Origin of the sequence: Paenibacillus sp. FSL F4-0236, from assembly GCF_038000135.1 — a bacterium.
Lineage (GTDB): Bacteria > Bacillota > Bacilli > Paenibacillales > Paenibacillaceae > Paenibacillus_AQ.
Map to the genome: position 1 here is coordinate 1,686,041 of NZ_JBBOBK010000001.1, position 15,059 is coordinate 1,701,099.

Below are 15,059 nucleotides of genomic sequence, written 5' to 3' on the forward strand. Positions count from 1 at the left end.
ATTTGTTCATTAACCTTGATGTGACCCATATGTTCGAAAAAAATAAAATCGCTGATCCTGATTTGAAGGTTGAAGCGAGTGCCTATCGAGATAATCTGGAGCATGGGATAGAAACCAAACGGCTTCTGCGTAGCGGTGGGTGGATTGAGATCTTGGGTCAAGACAAGAAAGTCATCGACGTAGTTGGAGAGAAGAAAGACGATGTAACACAATATACCGATAACCAGCTCTTAAATAACCTGGAAAACGGAGAAGATCAGGCGTACTTCTACTCGTTGACTACACGTAATAATGAGAATGAATCAGAGTGGCTGCTTTTGAAAATCCCTAGAGAAGTTATCGACATTTCAATTAATAGTGATCCATTAGTTGAATACTTCAACCACTCGCTTTCATACTATGTTTTTTTAGGAGTTGGAATGGTTCTCTTGCTTATTATCGTGTACAGCTATTGGGTGGCACGAAGAATCAGGAAGCCGCTGCGTATTATTACGCTTGGTTTGAAGCAGATGATTGAAGGAAATTATGATACTCGTATCTCGCTATATGCAGAGAAAGAATTTTCGCAAATTGGGGAGACTTTTAATTATATGGCGGACGTAATTGAGAAGACAACGAAAGAAAAACGTCAAGCAGAAGAAAGTAAGAAACGCATGATGGTTGATCTTTCTCATGATCTGAAGACACCCATTACGAGTATACAGGGGTTTGCACAGGCGTTGGTTGAAGGTCGTGGTGAGGACGAAGAACGCCAGAAACGTTATTTAACCTATATCTATAATAAATCCTCGCAAGTGACCAAGCTGATTCAAAATATGGTGGAGCTACTTAAAATAGATTCCCCAGATTTTTTACTACGAATGGAGCGTCATGAATTGGGCGAGTTTATTCGTGAAATCGTTGCAGACTCCTATGGTGAGATTGAACAAAAGAACTTCATCCTGCAGCTGAATGTTCCTGAACAGGAAGTCTTCGCAAGCTTCGATGCGGAGCTACTCTCGAGCGTAGTTCATAATTTGATCTCCAATGCTTTGACCTATAACCCGCCAGGCACTCATCTGCGAGTGGAGGTTATCCCCTCGGAGAGCGAGGTTACCATTGAAATTGCAGATACCGGAGTAGGCATTCCTGAAGAGCTTTGGTCAACGCTTTTTGATCCGTTTGTTCGAGGAGATAAAGCGCGGTCAACTACAGGTGGAACGGGTCTTGGTTTATCCATTGCTATGAAAAATACAGAGAAAATGGGTGGAACGCTTCATCTCAGTCGCGGAAAGAAGGAACCAACGGTATTCACCATACGTATTTCCAAATAACGAGATGAAAGACACCCGAAAATAGAAGATAGGAGAGAACTATGGCTAAACTGAACACATTTATTCGAGTTTGTATAGCGATCCTTTTGGTGTTAGGTATCGTATTTTTAGGCTCACAAGTTAATTTTATTTTCAGTCCAATCTTGTCTTTGTTCAATGTTATTATCGTGCCCTTAATGTTGGCAGGATTTTTCTATTATTTACTCCGACCTCTAATCAATACTTTGGAGAGATATAAACTAAATCGCTCTGTTGCGATCATCATCGTATATGTGGTCATTGCATTGCTCTTGTTTGGTTTTAGTATTGGAGTATGGCCTTCACTTCGAACACAGCTAATTAATTTTGTCGATAATATGCCAAATCTGATCGCAGCCGTGAATCAGCAGTTATTGAGGCTCGAGGACAGTGGATTCTTGGCTTCTATTATCCCAGCAGATATGGATCTTGCTTCCCAATTGACTGAATATTTAAATAAAGGATTTAATCTGATTTCGAACTACGTAACGGGACTATTCTCCTTTGTTTCAAATTTCGCGATTATTTTATTTACCTTTCCTATTATGTTGTTTTACATGCTTAAGGAAGGTGGGAAATTTGGTCGTAAGATTGTAAGTTTCTTTCCAAAGAAGTATCGTGGAGAAGGGACTACAATGATGAGTGAAATTGACAGTGCGTTAAGTGGATTCATTGTTGGTCGGGTATTAGTCAATCTGGCACTTGGTGTTCTGATGTATATTGGTTTCCTTATTATTGGACTACAGTATGCATTGTTGTTGACAGTGATTGCTGTTGTGATGAATTTTGTACCTTTCATTGGTGCAATTCTCTCCAGTATCCCAATTTTCATTATCGGATTCATCCAATCGCCGTCCATTGCAGTATGGTCCATCATCATCGTTCTTGTAGCTCAGCAAATTCAGGATAATCTGATTGCTCCCTACATTTTTGGGAAAAAGCTTGATATTCATCCGCTGACAACGATCATCTTAGTGTTGGTTGGTGGAGATATAGGCGGGATTATTGCGATATTGCTGATTATTCCATTGTATATGATTGTGAAAATCCTCTTGACCAAAGTGTATAATTTGTTTGTTAAGAACCACAGGTCAGAGTCAGAGGTAGAAGTAGAGGTAGAGGAGAGCCTTTAATATCTCTTAAATTAACAAATATGGAGGTTGTTTATATGAATGAAGGAACGGAGCAAGGATTAATTCATATCTCAGATGATGTAGTCACATCGATCGTTGGACAGGTGGTTCTGGAAACGCCAGGTATTGCCGGGATGTCAGGAAGTAATATTTCGGATAACTGGGCCAAACGTTTGGGCGGTAAAAATGTGAAAAAAGGATTGTCTGTAGAAGTGAAGGAAGTAGACGTTGCCATCGACCTGCGGGTTATTGTTAATTACGGATGTGTGATTCAAGAGGTCTGTTATATGCTGCAAAAAAATGTGCGTAATGCTGTGGAGAATATGATGGGCTTGTCCCTTGTTTCGGTAAATGTGAAAGTTGAGAAGGTAGCCCTTCCAGTATAAGGATATCTCTCAAATAGGCACCGTGATATAGGCTTCTGCATAGAATGGAGCAAATCCATTTACGGAGGTCAGAGCATCCATGTCGACATATAACACTGGGCAAGAGCAGAATGTGATTTATCAGGCCGATCCTACGGTGATCCGGCACCTGCACGGTGTCCGTGATTCCTTGCATCAATCTTGCAAGCCCTACCTAAACCATAGGGTGAATGTACAGACTTTAGATGGCTTAGTGCATGAAGGCACTATTGCCGGAGTAGATAATAAACATTTGTATTTGAACGTTGCAGTTAATGGGCAAATGTCGCGCGGATATTATAACCCTTACCAACCGTATCATCCGGGTCATGGTCATGGTCATGGTCATGGTCCGTATCCCGGCCCGGGTCCTTACCCAGGTCCTCCTAATAATAATGTGATCTTGCCGCTTGTGTTGTTCGAACTGCTGGCTATTTCTTTACTCTAAAGTTGAATTCTATTGAATAAGAGCATGTACTGGTTTTGCGATCGTACGTTGACGCGACTAGTCATGTTCTTTTTTTGTGTATTTGATGTGTACTCTTGATATAATTGCTGTAATACTGGAGGTGTCATATGATTAAATATCCGATTTTGAACAAGAATGCGACAATAGGGGTAACAGCACCTTCATCTGGAGTAGGCGCTCAAAATGCAGAGTTAATTAAGTTGGCTTCAAGCCGTTTGGAATCTAAAGGATTTAATATGATTTGTGGGGATACGGTATGGACGCAAGAGAAAGCCAAATCCGCACCGGCCAAAGTTCGTGCTCAGGAGTTTAACGAGATGATGGGCAGTGAGCATATTGATATCCTTATTCCGCCTTGGGGCGGAGAATTGTTAATTGAGGTTCTTGAATTTATTGATTTTGATACTATGAAGGACAAGTGGATCTTAGGCTATTCAGATATTAGCGTGCTGTTGCTTGCAGTTACGTTAAGAACGGGGATTGCTACGGCCCACGGGACTAACCTTGTTGATTTAAGAGGAGAGTATTCAGATGATACCACAGCCATGTGGGAAGCGGTTCTAGAGACAAAATCAGGGGATTCTATCGCCCAGCATTCATCGCTTAAATATCAGGGGGAATGGCAACATGATGCTCCTACGCCTTATGTATTTCACTTGACAGAAGATACCCGTTGGAAGACAGTATCCTCTGGTCCTGTAACTATGAAAGGGCGTCTGCTAGGGGGATGTATAGATGTAATTAGGCATCTGATTGGCACACCATTTGGCAATCTGCGGCATTTCCAAGAACAAATGATTAACAATGAACCGATCCTATGGTATTTGGAAAACTGCGAACTGAATACGGTTGATGTACGTAGGTCATTAGTTCAGATGAAGCTAGCAGGTTGGTTTAAGAATTGTTCTGGCATTATGTTTGGCAGAAGTCCTGCTAATCGACCAGTAGAGAACTACACGGCCGAAGACATCTACGCAGAGCTTTCTGAGGAACTCCAGGTACCTATTGTGTATGATATCGATTGTGGTCATATTCCACCGCAAATTACGCTTATTAACGGTGCGTATGCTGAAGTTGATGTGACGGACGGAGTAGGAACGGTAAAGCAATTTTTCTATGAATAAATGCATACAAAAAAAAGGGACAACCATTTGGGTTGTCCCTTTTACTATTAGTTCTGTGTATTTACAATTGCAGTGATTTCCTCATCCAGGTCTAACCTTACATCTTCGCGGTATGCACGAATGCCATATTCGCTAAGCATGTAACGTAGGATCGCCTCGATCATGTTGGACTCAACTAAATATTGACTACGTCCCTGTACCCAAACCTCAGCAGAGTATCCGGTGTCTTCGTCCCAGCTCAGTTCTACTTGAACATCTTCAGGGCGAACCGCTTTACGTTCAGCCATGTGTAGGCAGAGGGCATTGATGATCTCATCCATGCTTAGAACCATTGTTGACATTAGTAACGCCCACCTTGATCTTCTAAGCGACGACGTTCTTTTCTGCGACGGAAGAAGGACATCACGAGCATTACGAGCACATAGATAGCAAGCATATTAATGACGAATCCTAGAATGTTACCGAAGGCACCCATACCGGCGAACATTCCGCCGAACAGTAACCCAGCCAAACCACCGATCATCATACCTTTCATTAAGCCACCACCGCTGAAGAATCCCCGTTTCGTATTCGCAGTAGATCCTGCTGTGGAGCTTTTAGTGCTATCGCTTTTTCTTACGTTATCGGTTGTTGATTTTTTTGGAGTTGTTGAATAGCTGCGAGTGCCGGATTTAAATCCGCCACCACCTCGCTTCGCATCCACAAAGTTCGGGGTAGCTACGGCGAAAAATAGAGTAAAGGCCATTACAATCATCATTACGCGTTTCATTGGTTTCATTTAGTACGAAAACCCTCCTGTGAGTATGAATTTGTGTGCATGTTCAGTATTACGCAGCTAGTCCTACTAGGTTTCAATTTTTATTTAAAATATAAGAAAGTATATGCTTGTCATAATTTATACTTTTTTAATCAGAAAAAAAGCGTGGATCCAGGATCCACGCAATTAGCAGATAGAAGGTAGTTACTTAAATCATTTATACCCATCAACGACAAGCTCAAGCGCTCCGGTAGCCGGATCGATGATCATGCCATGCACTGGTACATTTGGGGGTAGTAATGGATGCTTATTGATCAGATTCACAGTTTGGGATACCCCTTCTTGGATATTGTCAAACCCGCGTAACCACTTGGTAAGCTTAATCCCGGAATTCTCCAGCGTGTTTAGCACCTCTTCGGATACTCCGCGTTCTTTTATGGAATTGATCATATGATCTGCATTGAGGGAAGCCATACCGCATTCATAGTGCCCAACAACGATAACTTCCTCCGCGTCAAGTTCATATAACGCAACCATGACACTTCGCATAACACTACCAAAAGGCTGAGAAATAACCGCTCCGGCATTTTTGATGATTTTAACATCACCGTTTTTAAAATTCATCGCTTTTGGTAATAGTTCAACCAGACGGGTATCCATACAAGTGATAATCAACATTTTTTTATCTGGATAGCGGCTTGTTAAATACGCTTCATACTCTTTATTCTCTACAAAACTCTTATTAAAGTTAATAATATCGGATACATGGCTCATGGCTATTCTTCCTCCCTAAAATCACTGAATTGTACTTACATTACGCATATCTCTTACCAGGATATTTTTTCCGTAAATCTGTGAATCACTGTCTAGCTTAAAGGAAGAGAATCTTTCCTCGGCATCCAGACGCATCTTGTCTTCATAAAAGATTTCCTGCTGGCGGCTTACGATAAAGGGAAGGGAATCACTTTCCATCCTGGAATCGCCGTCCTCCACTTCTGAAACAATCAGTAATACATTAATTCCGTCACACCCGCAGCCTTCCGTATCATAAAAGAGCTTGAAAAATCCTGGCCGATCTTCAAGCCTTTCCTTCAACTTCCTTTCTGCGAGAGGTGTAACTTGAATCATCATAGCCTGTTCACGCTCCTTTGAATTTTGTGCGAAGCAAGATCTGCTTCTTATGTAACCCATTGAATATTTTAAATTAGAGATGTAATCTCTGAAGTTGATTATACTCATTCAAAAAAGTATCATCAAGAGGAGTCGGCAAAACAGAGAAAGCAGGTGTAATAAAATGGAACAGCAAGTGAAGGAACAGTGGGAGAAATTTAGCGAGTTATTATCAAAAATAAGTGGATATTCAGAGGCCATAGAATTACTTCACTGGGATTTACGCACCGGTGCGCCACGTAAGGGAGTAGAGGTTCGTTCGGGTACGATTGGGATGCTGAGTGGAGAACTGTTCAGACTCGGAATTTCGGAGGAGATGGGAGATTTTACAACATTTTTTACCCGTCCTGAAGTGATTTCCCAGCTATCACATGATCAGAAGAAGATCGTTACCGATTGCCGTAAAGAATATGAGCGCAGCAAGAGCATCCCTTCCAAAAGATTTGAGGAGTACGCTGTCCTGTCCGCACATTCCCAAACCATCTGGGAAGAAGCCAAGGAGAATGATGATTTCGCTACTTTTGAACCTTACTTAAGCAAGATAGTCGCTCTAAAGCAAGAATTTATCGATTATTGGGGTGTAAAAGGAACGCGGTACGATACGCTTCTTGATATGTATGAGCCTGATCTTACGGTAGAAAAAGTGGATGAAGTATTCAGCCGCCTGCGCAGCCGTTTGGTACCATTGGTAGAAGCTATCGCTGCTTCGCCCAATAAACCGGACACAAGCTTCTTACAGCAGATCTTCCCTAAAGAACAGCAGGAAAAGTTCGGCAACTTTATTTTAGAGCAAATGGGCTACGATTTTGACGCAGGTCGTTTAGATGAGAGTGTGCATCCTTTTGCAACAGGATTGAATCCAGGCGACGTTCGTATTACAACCGCTTATCTGCTTGATAATGTGACTAGTGCCATATTCAGCTCACTACATGAAGGTGGACATGCGCTTTATGAGCAAAATATCAGCAAGGATTTTGTTGGAACACCACTGGCACAAGGTGCATCGATGGGGATTCATGAATCTCAGTCGAGACTATGGGAGAACATGATCGGACGCAGCCGGGCTTTCTGGCAACGTTATTACGGGGATCTTCAGCAACAATTCCCGGAACAGCTTGCAAATGTGGAGTTGGAAGATTTCTACCGGGCGATCAACAGCGTGGAGAACTCATTTATCCGCATCGAAGCAGATGAACTTACATACAATCTGCACATTATCGTGCGTTATGAGATCGAGAAGCTTATTTTTAATGAAGGCCTTTCTGTAAAAGACTTGCCTCAAGTATGGAATGCTAAGTATCAAGAGTATCTGGGTATTACTCCACCTTCTAACGCACTTGGTGTGCTGCAAGATGTCCATTGGTCTGGCGGGGATTTCGGATACTTTGCTTCCTACTCCTTAGGTAATATGTACGCTGCACAGATTCTGAATACACTTCGCAAAGAGTTACCGGAGTTTGATGAGTTAATTGCTGCAGGGAACCTACTACCTATTAAAGAGTGGCTAACCGATAAGATCTATCGTTTCGGCAATAGCTTAACGCCTTCACAAATTATTGAGCAAGTAACGGGGGAACCACTGAGTCCAGATTATTTAGCTGATTATTTAGAAGCGAAGTATACGGAGATTTACAAACTGTAATCCAGTAGGGTACGCGTGGTATAATAGAAAGAAAGCTTAGACGGAAGGATATGGATATGGCAAATACTCACACCTACAGCCGGAGAGAAGAAGTCGCGAATGCGATTACGCACGGGATTGGAACGGTATTAAGCGTGGCTGCACTTGTTCTGCTTGTTGTTTTTGCAAGTCTGAAAGGAACGACATGGCATGTGGTCAGCTTCTCCATCTATGGAACGACAATGCTGCTTCTGTATCTGAATTCAACACTAGTGCATAGTCTCAAAGAGGGTAAGGCGAAGGATTTGTTCGAATTTTTCGATCATTCCGCTATTTATCTGTTTATTGCTGGCACGTATACCCCCTTTTTGTTAGTCGCCATTCGGGGAACGCTTGGATGGAGTTTGTTCGGCGTTATTTGGGGAATCGCAGTGTTCGGCGTTTTCTTCAAGGCATTTTTTGTTAAAAAGTTTCTATTCATGTCCACCATATTCTACATCGCAATGGGCTGGCTGATTGTAATCGCTTGGAACCCTCTTTCGGCTGTTGTAGCAGACGGAGGAATGATCCTGCTGATGGCTGGAGGTATACTCTATACATTAGGTACTGTTTTTTATGTATGGAGAGGGTTTCCATACCATCATGCGATTTGGCATGTATTTGTCCTTGCGGGTAGTGTCACACACTTCTTCGCCGTATTGATTTATGTACTGCCGATCCAATAATTTCAAGCGAATTTATTGCGTGAAAAAGGGATTTTTAATAAAGAAAGAGATGACAAGCAAAAATGCTTGACATCTCTCTTTCTTTTAGGTATCATAAGGGACGTTGTGAAGGTGTAAAGTGTTTTTCCTTGACGAAGGGAGTGCCCTTAATGAGTCAGGAGAATAGGCTCGAGAAAACGAATCGTATCAATCTGCTTTTTGCCTTTTATGAACGACTGCTTACAGATAAGCAGCAAACGTTTCTTAAATATTATTTTCACGACGATTTTTCCTTGGGAGAGATTGCCGCTGAATTTGAAATCAGCCGCCAAGCCGTTTATGAACATATTAAACGGGCGGAGCAAGTCCTAGAAAATTATGAAGAAAAACTTGGTTTATTAGTGAAGCATGAGAGTCGTACCAAATATTTAGAAGAACTGCGCAGACTGCCGGAGAATGGGATGCTGCCTGAGCAATATAAACTTCGGTTCGCGGAGATCGTGGATCGCTTGCAGAGGTTAGAGTAGCATGAAGGGAGAAACTGCATATGGCGTTTGAAGGTTTAACCGGAAGATTGCAGAATGTGTTCAGCAAGCTGCGCGGTAAAGGTAAAGTATCCGAAGATGACGTAAACGAAGCTATGCGCGAAGTACGGTTGGCCCTTCTGGAAGCCGACGTTAACTTCAAGGTAGTTAAAGAATTCGTGGCTAAGGTGAAAGAAAAGTCTATTGGCACAGAAGTGATGGACAGCTTTACACCTGGGATGGTCATTATCGACATCGTTAACAAGGAACTAACCGAGCTGATGGGCGGAAGCCAAGCGAAGCTGGCCAAGTCGAACAAGCCACCAACTGTCATTATGATGGCGGGTTTACAAGGGGCGGGTAAGACAACCACTTCGGGTAAGCTGGCGAAGCTGTTACAGAAGGGCAATCATCGTCCATTGCTTGTTGCGGCAGATATTTATCGCCCTGCTGCGATCAAACAGCTTCAAGTACTTGGAGAACAAATTAAAGTTCCAGTATTTTCGCTAGGTGACCAGACTAGTCCGGTAGAGATTGCCAGACAAGCTGTACAACATGCGAAGGATAACGGACTTGATTATGTAATTATTGATACTGCAGGCCGCCTGCACATTGATGAAGAATTGATGGAAGAACTGAAGCAGATTCACAACATTGTAAATCCTGATGAAGTTCTGTTAGTAGTAGATGCAATGACCGGTCAAGACGCCGTGAACGTAGCTGAGAGCTTTAATAAGCAGCTTGAGCTTACAGGGGTTGTATTGACGAAGCTTGACGGCGATAGCCGCGGTGGTGCTGCACTATCCGTCAAAGCCGTAACTGGTTGCCCGATCAAATTCGCTGCGCTAGGTGAGAAGATTGACGCATTGGAGCCGTTCCATCCGGAACGTATGGCTTCGCGGATTTTGGGTATGGGTGACATGTTGTCGCTGATTGAGAAAGCTCAAGCGAACATTGACACTGATAAAGCTAAGGAAATGGAACGTAAGATGCGTAATGCAGAATTTACGTTTGATGATTTCCTTGAGCAAATGGATCAGGTGAAGAAGCTTGGCCCGATCGATCAAATTCTTGACATGCTACCTGGCATGAACAAAGCCAAGGGCATTAAGGATTTGAAGGTTGACGACAAGCAAATGGGTCGCGTTGAAGCCATAGTTCATTCTATGACTAAGACGGAAAAGCGTCAGCCCGAGATCATCAACCATAACCGCCGCAAGCGTATTGCTGCTGGTAGCGGAACTTCGGTTGCCGAGGTCAACCGCCTCATTAAGCAATTTGATGAGATGCGTAAGATGATGAAGCAATTCTCAGGCATGATGGGCGGAGGCGGCAAAGCCTCTAAGAAGAATGCGATGAAGCAGCTTAAAGGTCTAGGTGGAAAAGGTATGAAGTTCCCTTTTAAATGATCTTGCTGTTCTAATATCTCGAAACTATTATAAGGAGGTGATTTTTCGTGGCAGTACGTATTCGTCTGAAAAGAATGGGAGCGCATAAAGCGCCTTTCTATCGTGTAGTGGTTTCCGATTCCCGGTCCCCTCGTGACGGTCGTTTTATCGAGGAAATCGGTTATTATAATCCGATTGAACAACCGGCAGTAGTTAAGATCGATGAGGAAAAAGCTCTTAAATGGCTTCAAACAGGTGCGCAAGCATCTGATACAGTACGCAACTTGCTTTCCAAAGCAGGCGTAATGAAGAAGTTTCATGAGCTTAAGCAACAGAAATAATGACTGATTGCGAGGGTCCTCTATGGAAGAATTAGTTGGAGTAATTGCTAAGGCTTTAGTGGATCATCCAGAAGATGTGACGGTACGAGCGGTGGAGAAGGATCACCTAATTGTCTATGAACTGTCCGTACATCCTGATGATGTTGGGAAGGTCATTGGCAAACAAGGAAGGATCGCTAAGGCGCTCCGTACAGTAGTCACATCTGCAGCAGTCAAGAGCGATAAACGCGTAACTGTAGATATTTTATCTTAAATGATGCGTACAATGAGGGGCTAGGGATAGTATATCCCGGCTCCTTTTTGTTCAAATATAGATTAGATGAAGCTCGTAAAGGAGAGGGTTGTATGACAGAAGAGTTAACCGTAGGCAGACTTGTGAATACGCATGGTATTCGTGGGGAGATTAAAGTGCTATCCCATACCGATTTCCCTGATGTTCGTTTTGCTGCAGGTAAGAAGCTGCAGGTGATCCCTGCAGATGGCAGTTCTAAATTCGAAGTAACTGTAGAATCCGCTCGTGAGCACAAGGGTATGTTCATCGTTAAGCTCAAAGGGTATACGAACATCAATGAAGTGGAAAAATATAAAGGAAGCCTCCTGAAGGTTCCGAGTAATGATCTGGTTGATCTCCCTGAGAACGAATACTACTTCCACCAAATCGTCGGTTGTGAGGTATACACGGATGAAGATGAAAACAAACCACTCGGTACGATTACAGAAATCTTGCAGCCTGGTGCGAATGACGTATGGGTTGTTAAGCCTGCAAAAGGACAAGACATTCTAATTCCTGTAATCAACGATGTAGTCCTGAATGTGGATATAGAAGCCAAACGAATTGTTGTCCATTTGATGGAAGGGTTATTGCCATGATGAGAATTGATGTGCTTACGCTCTTTCCAGAAATGTGCGAAGGCGTATTCAGCACAAGTATTCTTGGTAAAGCACGTGAAAAAGGAATCGTCTCCTTAAATGCTGTGAACTTCCGTGATTTCTCGGGAAATAAGCATAATAGTGTGGATGATACACCGTATGGCGGTGGCGGGGGTATGGTGCTCAAGCCTGATCCGATTTTTAACGCAGTCGAGCATATGCTTGGTATTACACCGAACGAGGAAGATCACAATCGATCTGATGAAGTGGGCTCTGTGAAGCCGCGTATCATCCTTATGTGCCCACAAGGAAAAACTTACAATCAGAAGATTGCAGAGGAACTGGCGCAAGAGCAGCACCTAATCTTCATATGTGGGCATTATGAGGGATATGATGAGCGGATTCGTGAGCATCTGGTAACTGATGAACTTTCAATGGGGGATTACGTGCTAACAGGTGGAGAGCTGCCTGCGTTGACGGTTGTAGATTCCATAGTCCGGCTTCAGCCAGGAGCACTTGGAAATGAAACCTCTGCGATATCTGACTCGTTCAGCACTGGACTGCTAGAATATCCACACTACACACGTCCTGCCGAGTTTCGCGGCTGGAAGGTACCGGATATTTTGCTGAGTGGTCATCATGCTAACATCGACATATGGCGGAGAGAGCAGGCACTGCTGCGCACGTTGGAACGCAGACCGGACCTGCTTGAGACTGCAGAACTTACATTGAAAGACAAAAAGACACTGGAACGTCTAAGGAATGTGGACAAACCGGAGTGATAATTTAATGAAACAGGTATATTTGACGTCTTTTTAACGTATCTTACGTTGAGGAGGCGTTTTTGTTATGTGTACCTGAGAACAAATAAAATAATAGTTTTCAAAATAATATGAGTATTGGTGCGTTAAAAGCTTCTTTTTAGGGTAATGAATAGAGGTGCCGCACTAATATATGCAGCTGATAACGCAGCAAGCTTAACTATTGAAGGGAATGAACTGAAGTGACTACGAAGACGCATGAAGAATTCAAGCCTAACGTGGACACAATCCACAAGGAAGCGGAGCCGCTCCGCACCGTGAATGATATTATCGATTTTTATACAAATCGCAATGCCCATTCGCCATTTAAAGAGTGAACATATAAGATTGAATGTTAGGGATTGATTGTTAGGCTTAATAAAACCATTAGATACAGTGAATTTTGTGTTCGCTGTCGCTAATGGTTTTATTCTTTTAGAAGTTAACAAAGCTTGAATCCTATTACTCCGGTTAAACTGTAAATAACCACTTTCCAATGAGATCTAGCATCTCAGCGAAAAGTGGTTATTTTTGAAATTATAAGAAAGTATAAGTTTCACGATATACTTTATTCTTATAATTCTCGCACAAACGCTTACCGTCCTTAAAAGGACGCCGTAGGCGTTTTAGCTTGCTATAAAAGTTCGTGGAGGCACATGTTATTCTTTGCGTAAGATTTTGTGTACTCCTGTAAGGAGTGAGTACAGCGCAACACATACGAGAACGGTAACAGCCCATGCGTAGTTACGAACGGTGTAAGTAAGTGAAGCTAAAATAACGAAAATGGTGATACGCAGTACGCCTTCTTTAATAAACTGTTTTCTTTCTACATTCATGAGATTGGCCTCCTCGAATGGATGGGATATTGCGGACTGCTAGCTGTAGATAGGTCTTACATTATCTATAGCCTTGAGGAATACGAAAGATACAAGGATCGAAAAAAGTAAATATTGACCCAAAGTCCGACCTATGTAAGTTCGCCGTTACCGACCTGTACTCCTACACATAGATTATATCATTACGAACAAGGAGGAGTACACTAGTGGAAGCTTATTATAATTGTTTGCGTTGTAAGGATAGAAGGGTGCGGATTCTGACTAGAGACGGTAGACAGCATGAAGGCGTTATTACAGATGTAGACAGATACAATGTTTACTTAAGAACTGACAATGGTTCTGTGCATACTTCTGCTTTTTGGGGAAATTCTTTTGCCGGAAATCAGATCTTAACTTTAAGTTTATTCACTCTGCTAGCCATCGCATTAATCTAATCATTAGGAACCAAAAACAGACCGCCCGATTATCCCGGACGGTCTGTTTACTGCTGATTACTGTACTGTAATTGCACCTATATTTGAGCTTAGGGACAATAAGGGGCCGCCTCCATTGATATCGGTCTTTCCACCTTCTACACCTTTGATTTGCCCGAGATCACTATTGGCTTCTAAGCTGCATTTCATACCATCGGCTAAGACAGCACTGAGGCTGCCGACCTCTGTTTTGGCTTTTAGGCTGCTATCATTCTTCATCCCTGCTATATCCATTCGTATGCTGCCAGTATCGGATTCTACAGTGGATTTGCCAGTGATTTTAGCTCTTTCAATATTGATTGCTCCAACGTTGCTGACGATTTGATAATTTCCCTCTAGATTGTGAAGACGAATTTGACCTACGTTATTTGTGATTTTATATTTATTCATGCTGGCGGGGAGCTCTATATTATAGCTTATGCTAAAATCTGAATATCCGTATTTGTCTTGCGCCCATGTCCATAAGTCCTTCTTAGGACTTGATTTGGAATGCGTGGACACCTTCAACGTATCACCACTGACCTCTACTAAGACTTCAGCATCATCCATAATCTTTTGACGGTCAGACGCATGGAGAGAGCTGTTGTGGGCTGAGATCGTTGCATTTACATGGATCAGATCTCCTGTAACGGCTGTAACTTCTATTTCTCCTACTGCATTGTCCATGCTGAGTACGGATGCTGAACCGATCGCTTGAGATACGGAGAGTTCTTTGCTAATGCTGTCTGCTTTAACTTCGTCAACTACCTTAGTAGCTGTTTCCTCAACGGCTTGCTGCACAGTTGCAGCTGCTTTTCCTAGCTCTTGCTTGACAACTTCACCAATGTTCTGGTGCACATCCTCAGAAATACTCTTTTCAACCTCATTTTTGGCAGATTGTCTGCCTGGTAATTCAGTGCAACCCGCCAAAAGTACGATAGATAATACGGCTACTGCTGCTAATACACTATTATTATTCCTTTTCCTCATTGAAAAAACTCCTCCTCATATATGGGTGTATGTGATCTGACATATGTGATTTCGTTATGTACTTCTGTAAGTATAGCTTATGGAATTTATCTGTAAAAACGGCTGGAGGCGGGTTATTATACTGGACCAAAGACTAGGTCTCAAA

Annotated in this window: 21 protein-coding genes; 15 read left to right on the forward strand and 6 right to left on the reverse strand. The window is 42.6% G+C overall.

The features are described 5' to 3' along the window. Positions 1-29 precede the first annotated feature (29 nt). From NSQ29_RS07635 to NSQ29_RS07655, 5 genes are all read left to right on the forward strand, one after another. Positions 30-1,313 carry a sensor histidine kinase gene (locus NSQ29_RS07635; RefSeq protein WP_341124739.1) on the forward strand — a complete coding sequence of 428 codons (1,284 nt, stop codon included), beginning with the start codon at positions 30-32 and terminating at the stop codon, positions 1,311-1,313. A 41-nt stretch (positions 1,314-1,354) separates the two neighbouring features. After that, entirely contained in the window at positions 1,355-2,464 is a 1,110-nt protein-coding gene (locus tag NSQ29_RS07640) for an AI-2E family transporter (protein ID WP_341124740.1), read from the forward strand. 35 nt (positions 2,465-2,499) lie between these two features. Next, positions 2,500-2,850: an Asp23/Gls24 family envelope stress response protein gene (locus tag NSQ29_RS07645; RefSeq protein ID WP_042129003.1), complete on the forward strand. Its 351-nt coding sequence runs from the start codon at positions 2,500-2,502 to the stop codon at positions 2,848-2,850. Positions 2,851-2,929: 79 nt separating this feature from the next. Further along, entirely contained in the window at positions 2,930-3,316 is a 387-nt protein-coding gene (locus NSQ29_RS07650; protein WP_341124741.1) for a hypothetical protein, read from the forward strand. 128 nt (positions 3,317-3,444) lie between these two features. Beyond that, positions 3,445-4,461 (forward strand): S66 family peptidase, encoded by a 1,017-nt coding sequence (locus NSQ29_RS07655; RefSeq protein WP_341124742.1) that lies wholly within the window; start codon positions 3,445-3,447, stop codon positions 4,459-4,461. Between the two features lie 47 nt (positions 4,462-4,508). Here NSQ29_RS07655 and NSQ29_RS07660 read toward each other — a convergent pair whose 3' ends face one another. The 4 genes from NSQ29_RS07660 to NSQ29_RS07675 all read right to left on the reverse strand — a co-directional run bounded on the left by NSQ29_RS07660 (position 4,509) and on the right by NSQ29_RS07675 (position 6,349). Continuing rightward, on the reverse strand, positions 4,509-4,793 hold the full coding sequence (locus tag NSQ29_RS07660; protein WP_076299354.1) for a YxcD family protein: 285 nt from the start codon (positions 4,791-4,793) through the stop codon (positions 4,509-4,511). A gap of 8 nt (positions 4,794-4,801) precedes the next feature. After that, entirely contained in the window at positions 4,802-5,230 is a 429-nt protein-coding gene (locus NSQ29_RS07665; RefSeq protein ID WP_042194151.1) for a membrane protein, read from the reverse strand. A 201-nt stretch (positions 5,231-5,431) separates the two neighbouring features. Beyond that, positions 5,432-5,992 (reverse strand): beta-class carbonic anhydrase, encoded by a 561-nt coding sequence (locus NSQ29_RS07670; protein WP_042189481.1) that lies wholly within the window; start codon positions 5,990-5,992, stop codon positions 5,432-5,434. Positions 5,993-6,013: 21 nt separating this feature from the next. Continuing rightward, complete coding sequence (locus tag NSQ29_RS07675; RefSeq protein ID WP_042189479.1) at positions 6,014-6,349, reverse strand: iron-sulfur cluster biosynthesis family protein; 336 nt, start codon at positions 6,347-6,349, stop codon at positions 6,014-6,016. A 163-nt stretch (positions 6,350-6,512) separates the two neighbouring features. Between NSQ29_RS07675 and NSQ29_RS07680 the strand changes: the two genes are divergently transcribed. The 9 genes from NSQ29_RS07680 (at position 6,513) to NSQ29_RS07720 (ending at position 12,974) form a co-directional block, all read left to right on the forward strand. Beyond that, the gene (locus tag NSQ29_RS07680; protein ID WP_339242159.1) at positions 6,513-8,030 is read left to right on the forward strand and encodes a carboxypeptidase M32; all 1,518 of its coding nucleotides are present in this window, start codon (positions 6,513-6,515) and stop codon (positions 8,028-8,030) included. Between the two features lie 56 nt (positions 8,031-8,086). Further along, positions 8,087-8,734, forward strand: coding sequence for a PAQR family membrane homeostasis protein TrhA (gene trhA / locus NSQ29_RS07685; protein WP_042189474.1), 648 nt, complete (start codon positions 8,087-8,089; stop codon positions 8,732-8,734). A 149-nt stretch (positions 8,735-8,883) separates the two neighbouring features. Beyond that, positions 8,884-9,240 carry a YlxM family DNA-binding protein gene (gene ylxM, locus NSQ29_RS07690; RefSeq protein ID WP_036688609.1) on the forward strand — a complete coding sequence of 119 codons (357 nt, stop codon included), beginning with the start codon at positions 8,884-8,886 and terminating at the stop codon, positions 9,238-9,240. Between the two features lie 20 nt (positions 9,241-9,260). Beyond that, a complete protein-coding gene (ffh, locus tag NSQ29_RS07695) occupies positions 9,261-10,646 on the forward strand; it encodes a signal recognition particle protein (RefSeq protein WP_042189471.1) in 1,386 nt (461 codons plus the stop codon). Between the two features lie 47 nt (positions 10,647-10,693). Further along, complete coding sequence (gene rpsP, locus NSQ29_RS07700; protein ID WP_036688604.1) at positions 10,694-10,966, forward strand: 30S ribosomal protein S16; 273 nt, start codon at positions 10,694-10,696, stop codon at positions 10,964-10,966. Between the two features lie 22 nt (positions 10,967-10,988). Then, positions 10,989-11,219 carry a KH domain-containing protein gene (locus NSQ29_RS07705; RefSeq protein WP_042128982.1) on the forward strand — a complete coding sequence of 77 codons (231 nt, stop codon included), beginning with the start codon at positions 10,989-10,991 and terminating at the stop codon, positions 11,217-11,219. Between the two features lie 92 nt (positions 11,220-11,311). Then, positions 11,312-11,836: a ribosome maturation factor RimM gene (gene rimM, locus NSQ29_RS07710; protein ID WP_076299254.1), complete on the forward strand. Its 525-nt coding sequence runs from the start codon at positions 11,312-11,314 to the stop codon at positions 11,834-11,836. Next, the gene (gene trmD, locus NSQ29_RS07715; RefSeq protein ID WP_341126741.1) at positions 11,836-12,618 is read left to right on the forward strand and encodes a tRNA (guanosine(37)-N1)-methyltransferase TrmD; all 783 of its coding nucleotides are present in this window, start codon (positions 11,836-11,838) and stop codon (positions 12,616-12,618) included. The genes rimM and trmD overlap by 1 nt, the downstream gene beginning before the upstream one ends. A 221-nt stretch (positions 12,619-12,839) precedes the next feature. Further along, positions 12,840-12,974 carry a hypothetical protein gene (locus tag NSQ29_RS07720; protein WP_256716277.1) on the forward strand — a complete coding sequence of 45 codons (135 nt, stop codon included), beginning with the start codon at positions 12,840-12,842 and terminating at the stop codon, positions 12,972-12,974. A gap of 321 nt (positions 12,975-13,295) precedes the next feature. On the opposite strand, the gene NSQ29_RS07725 is transcribed toward NSQ29_RS07720, so the two are convergent. Continuing rightward, positions 13,296-13,472: a hypothetical protein gene (locus NSQ29_RS07725; protein ID WP_156113147.1), complete on the reverse strand. Its 177-nt coding sequence runs from the start codon at positions 13,470-13,472 to the stop codon at positions 13,296-13,298. 206 nt (positions 13,473-13,678) lie between these two features. Between NSQ29_RS07725 and NSQ29_RS07730 the strand changes: the two genes are divergently transcribed. Continuing rightward, positions 13,679-13,906: a hypothetical protein gene (locus tag NSQ29_RS07730; protein ID WP_042189469.1), complete on the forward strand. Its 228-nt coding sequence runs from the start codon at positions 13,679-13,681 to the stop codon at positions 13,904-13,906. Between the two features lie 57 nt (positions 13,907-13,963). Here NSQ29_RS07730 and NSQ29_RS07735 read toward each other — a convergent pair whose 3' ends face one another. Continuing rightward, a complete protein-coding gene (locus tag NSQ29_RS07735) occupies positions 13,964-14,914 on the reverse strand; it encodes a hypothetical protein (protein ID WP_042189468.1) in 951 nt (316 codons plus the stop codon). Positions 14,915-15,059 lie beyond the last annotated feature (145 nt).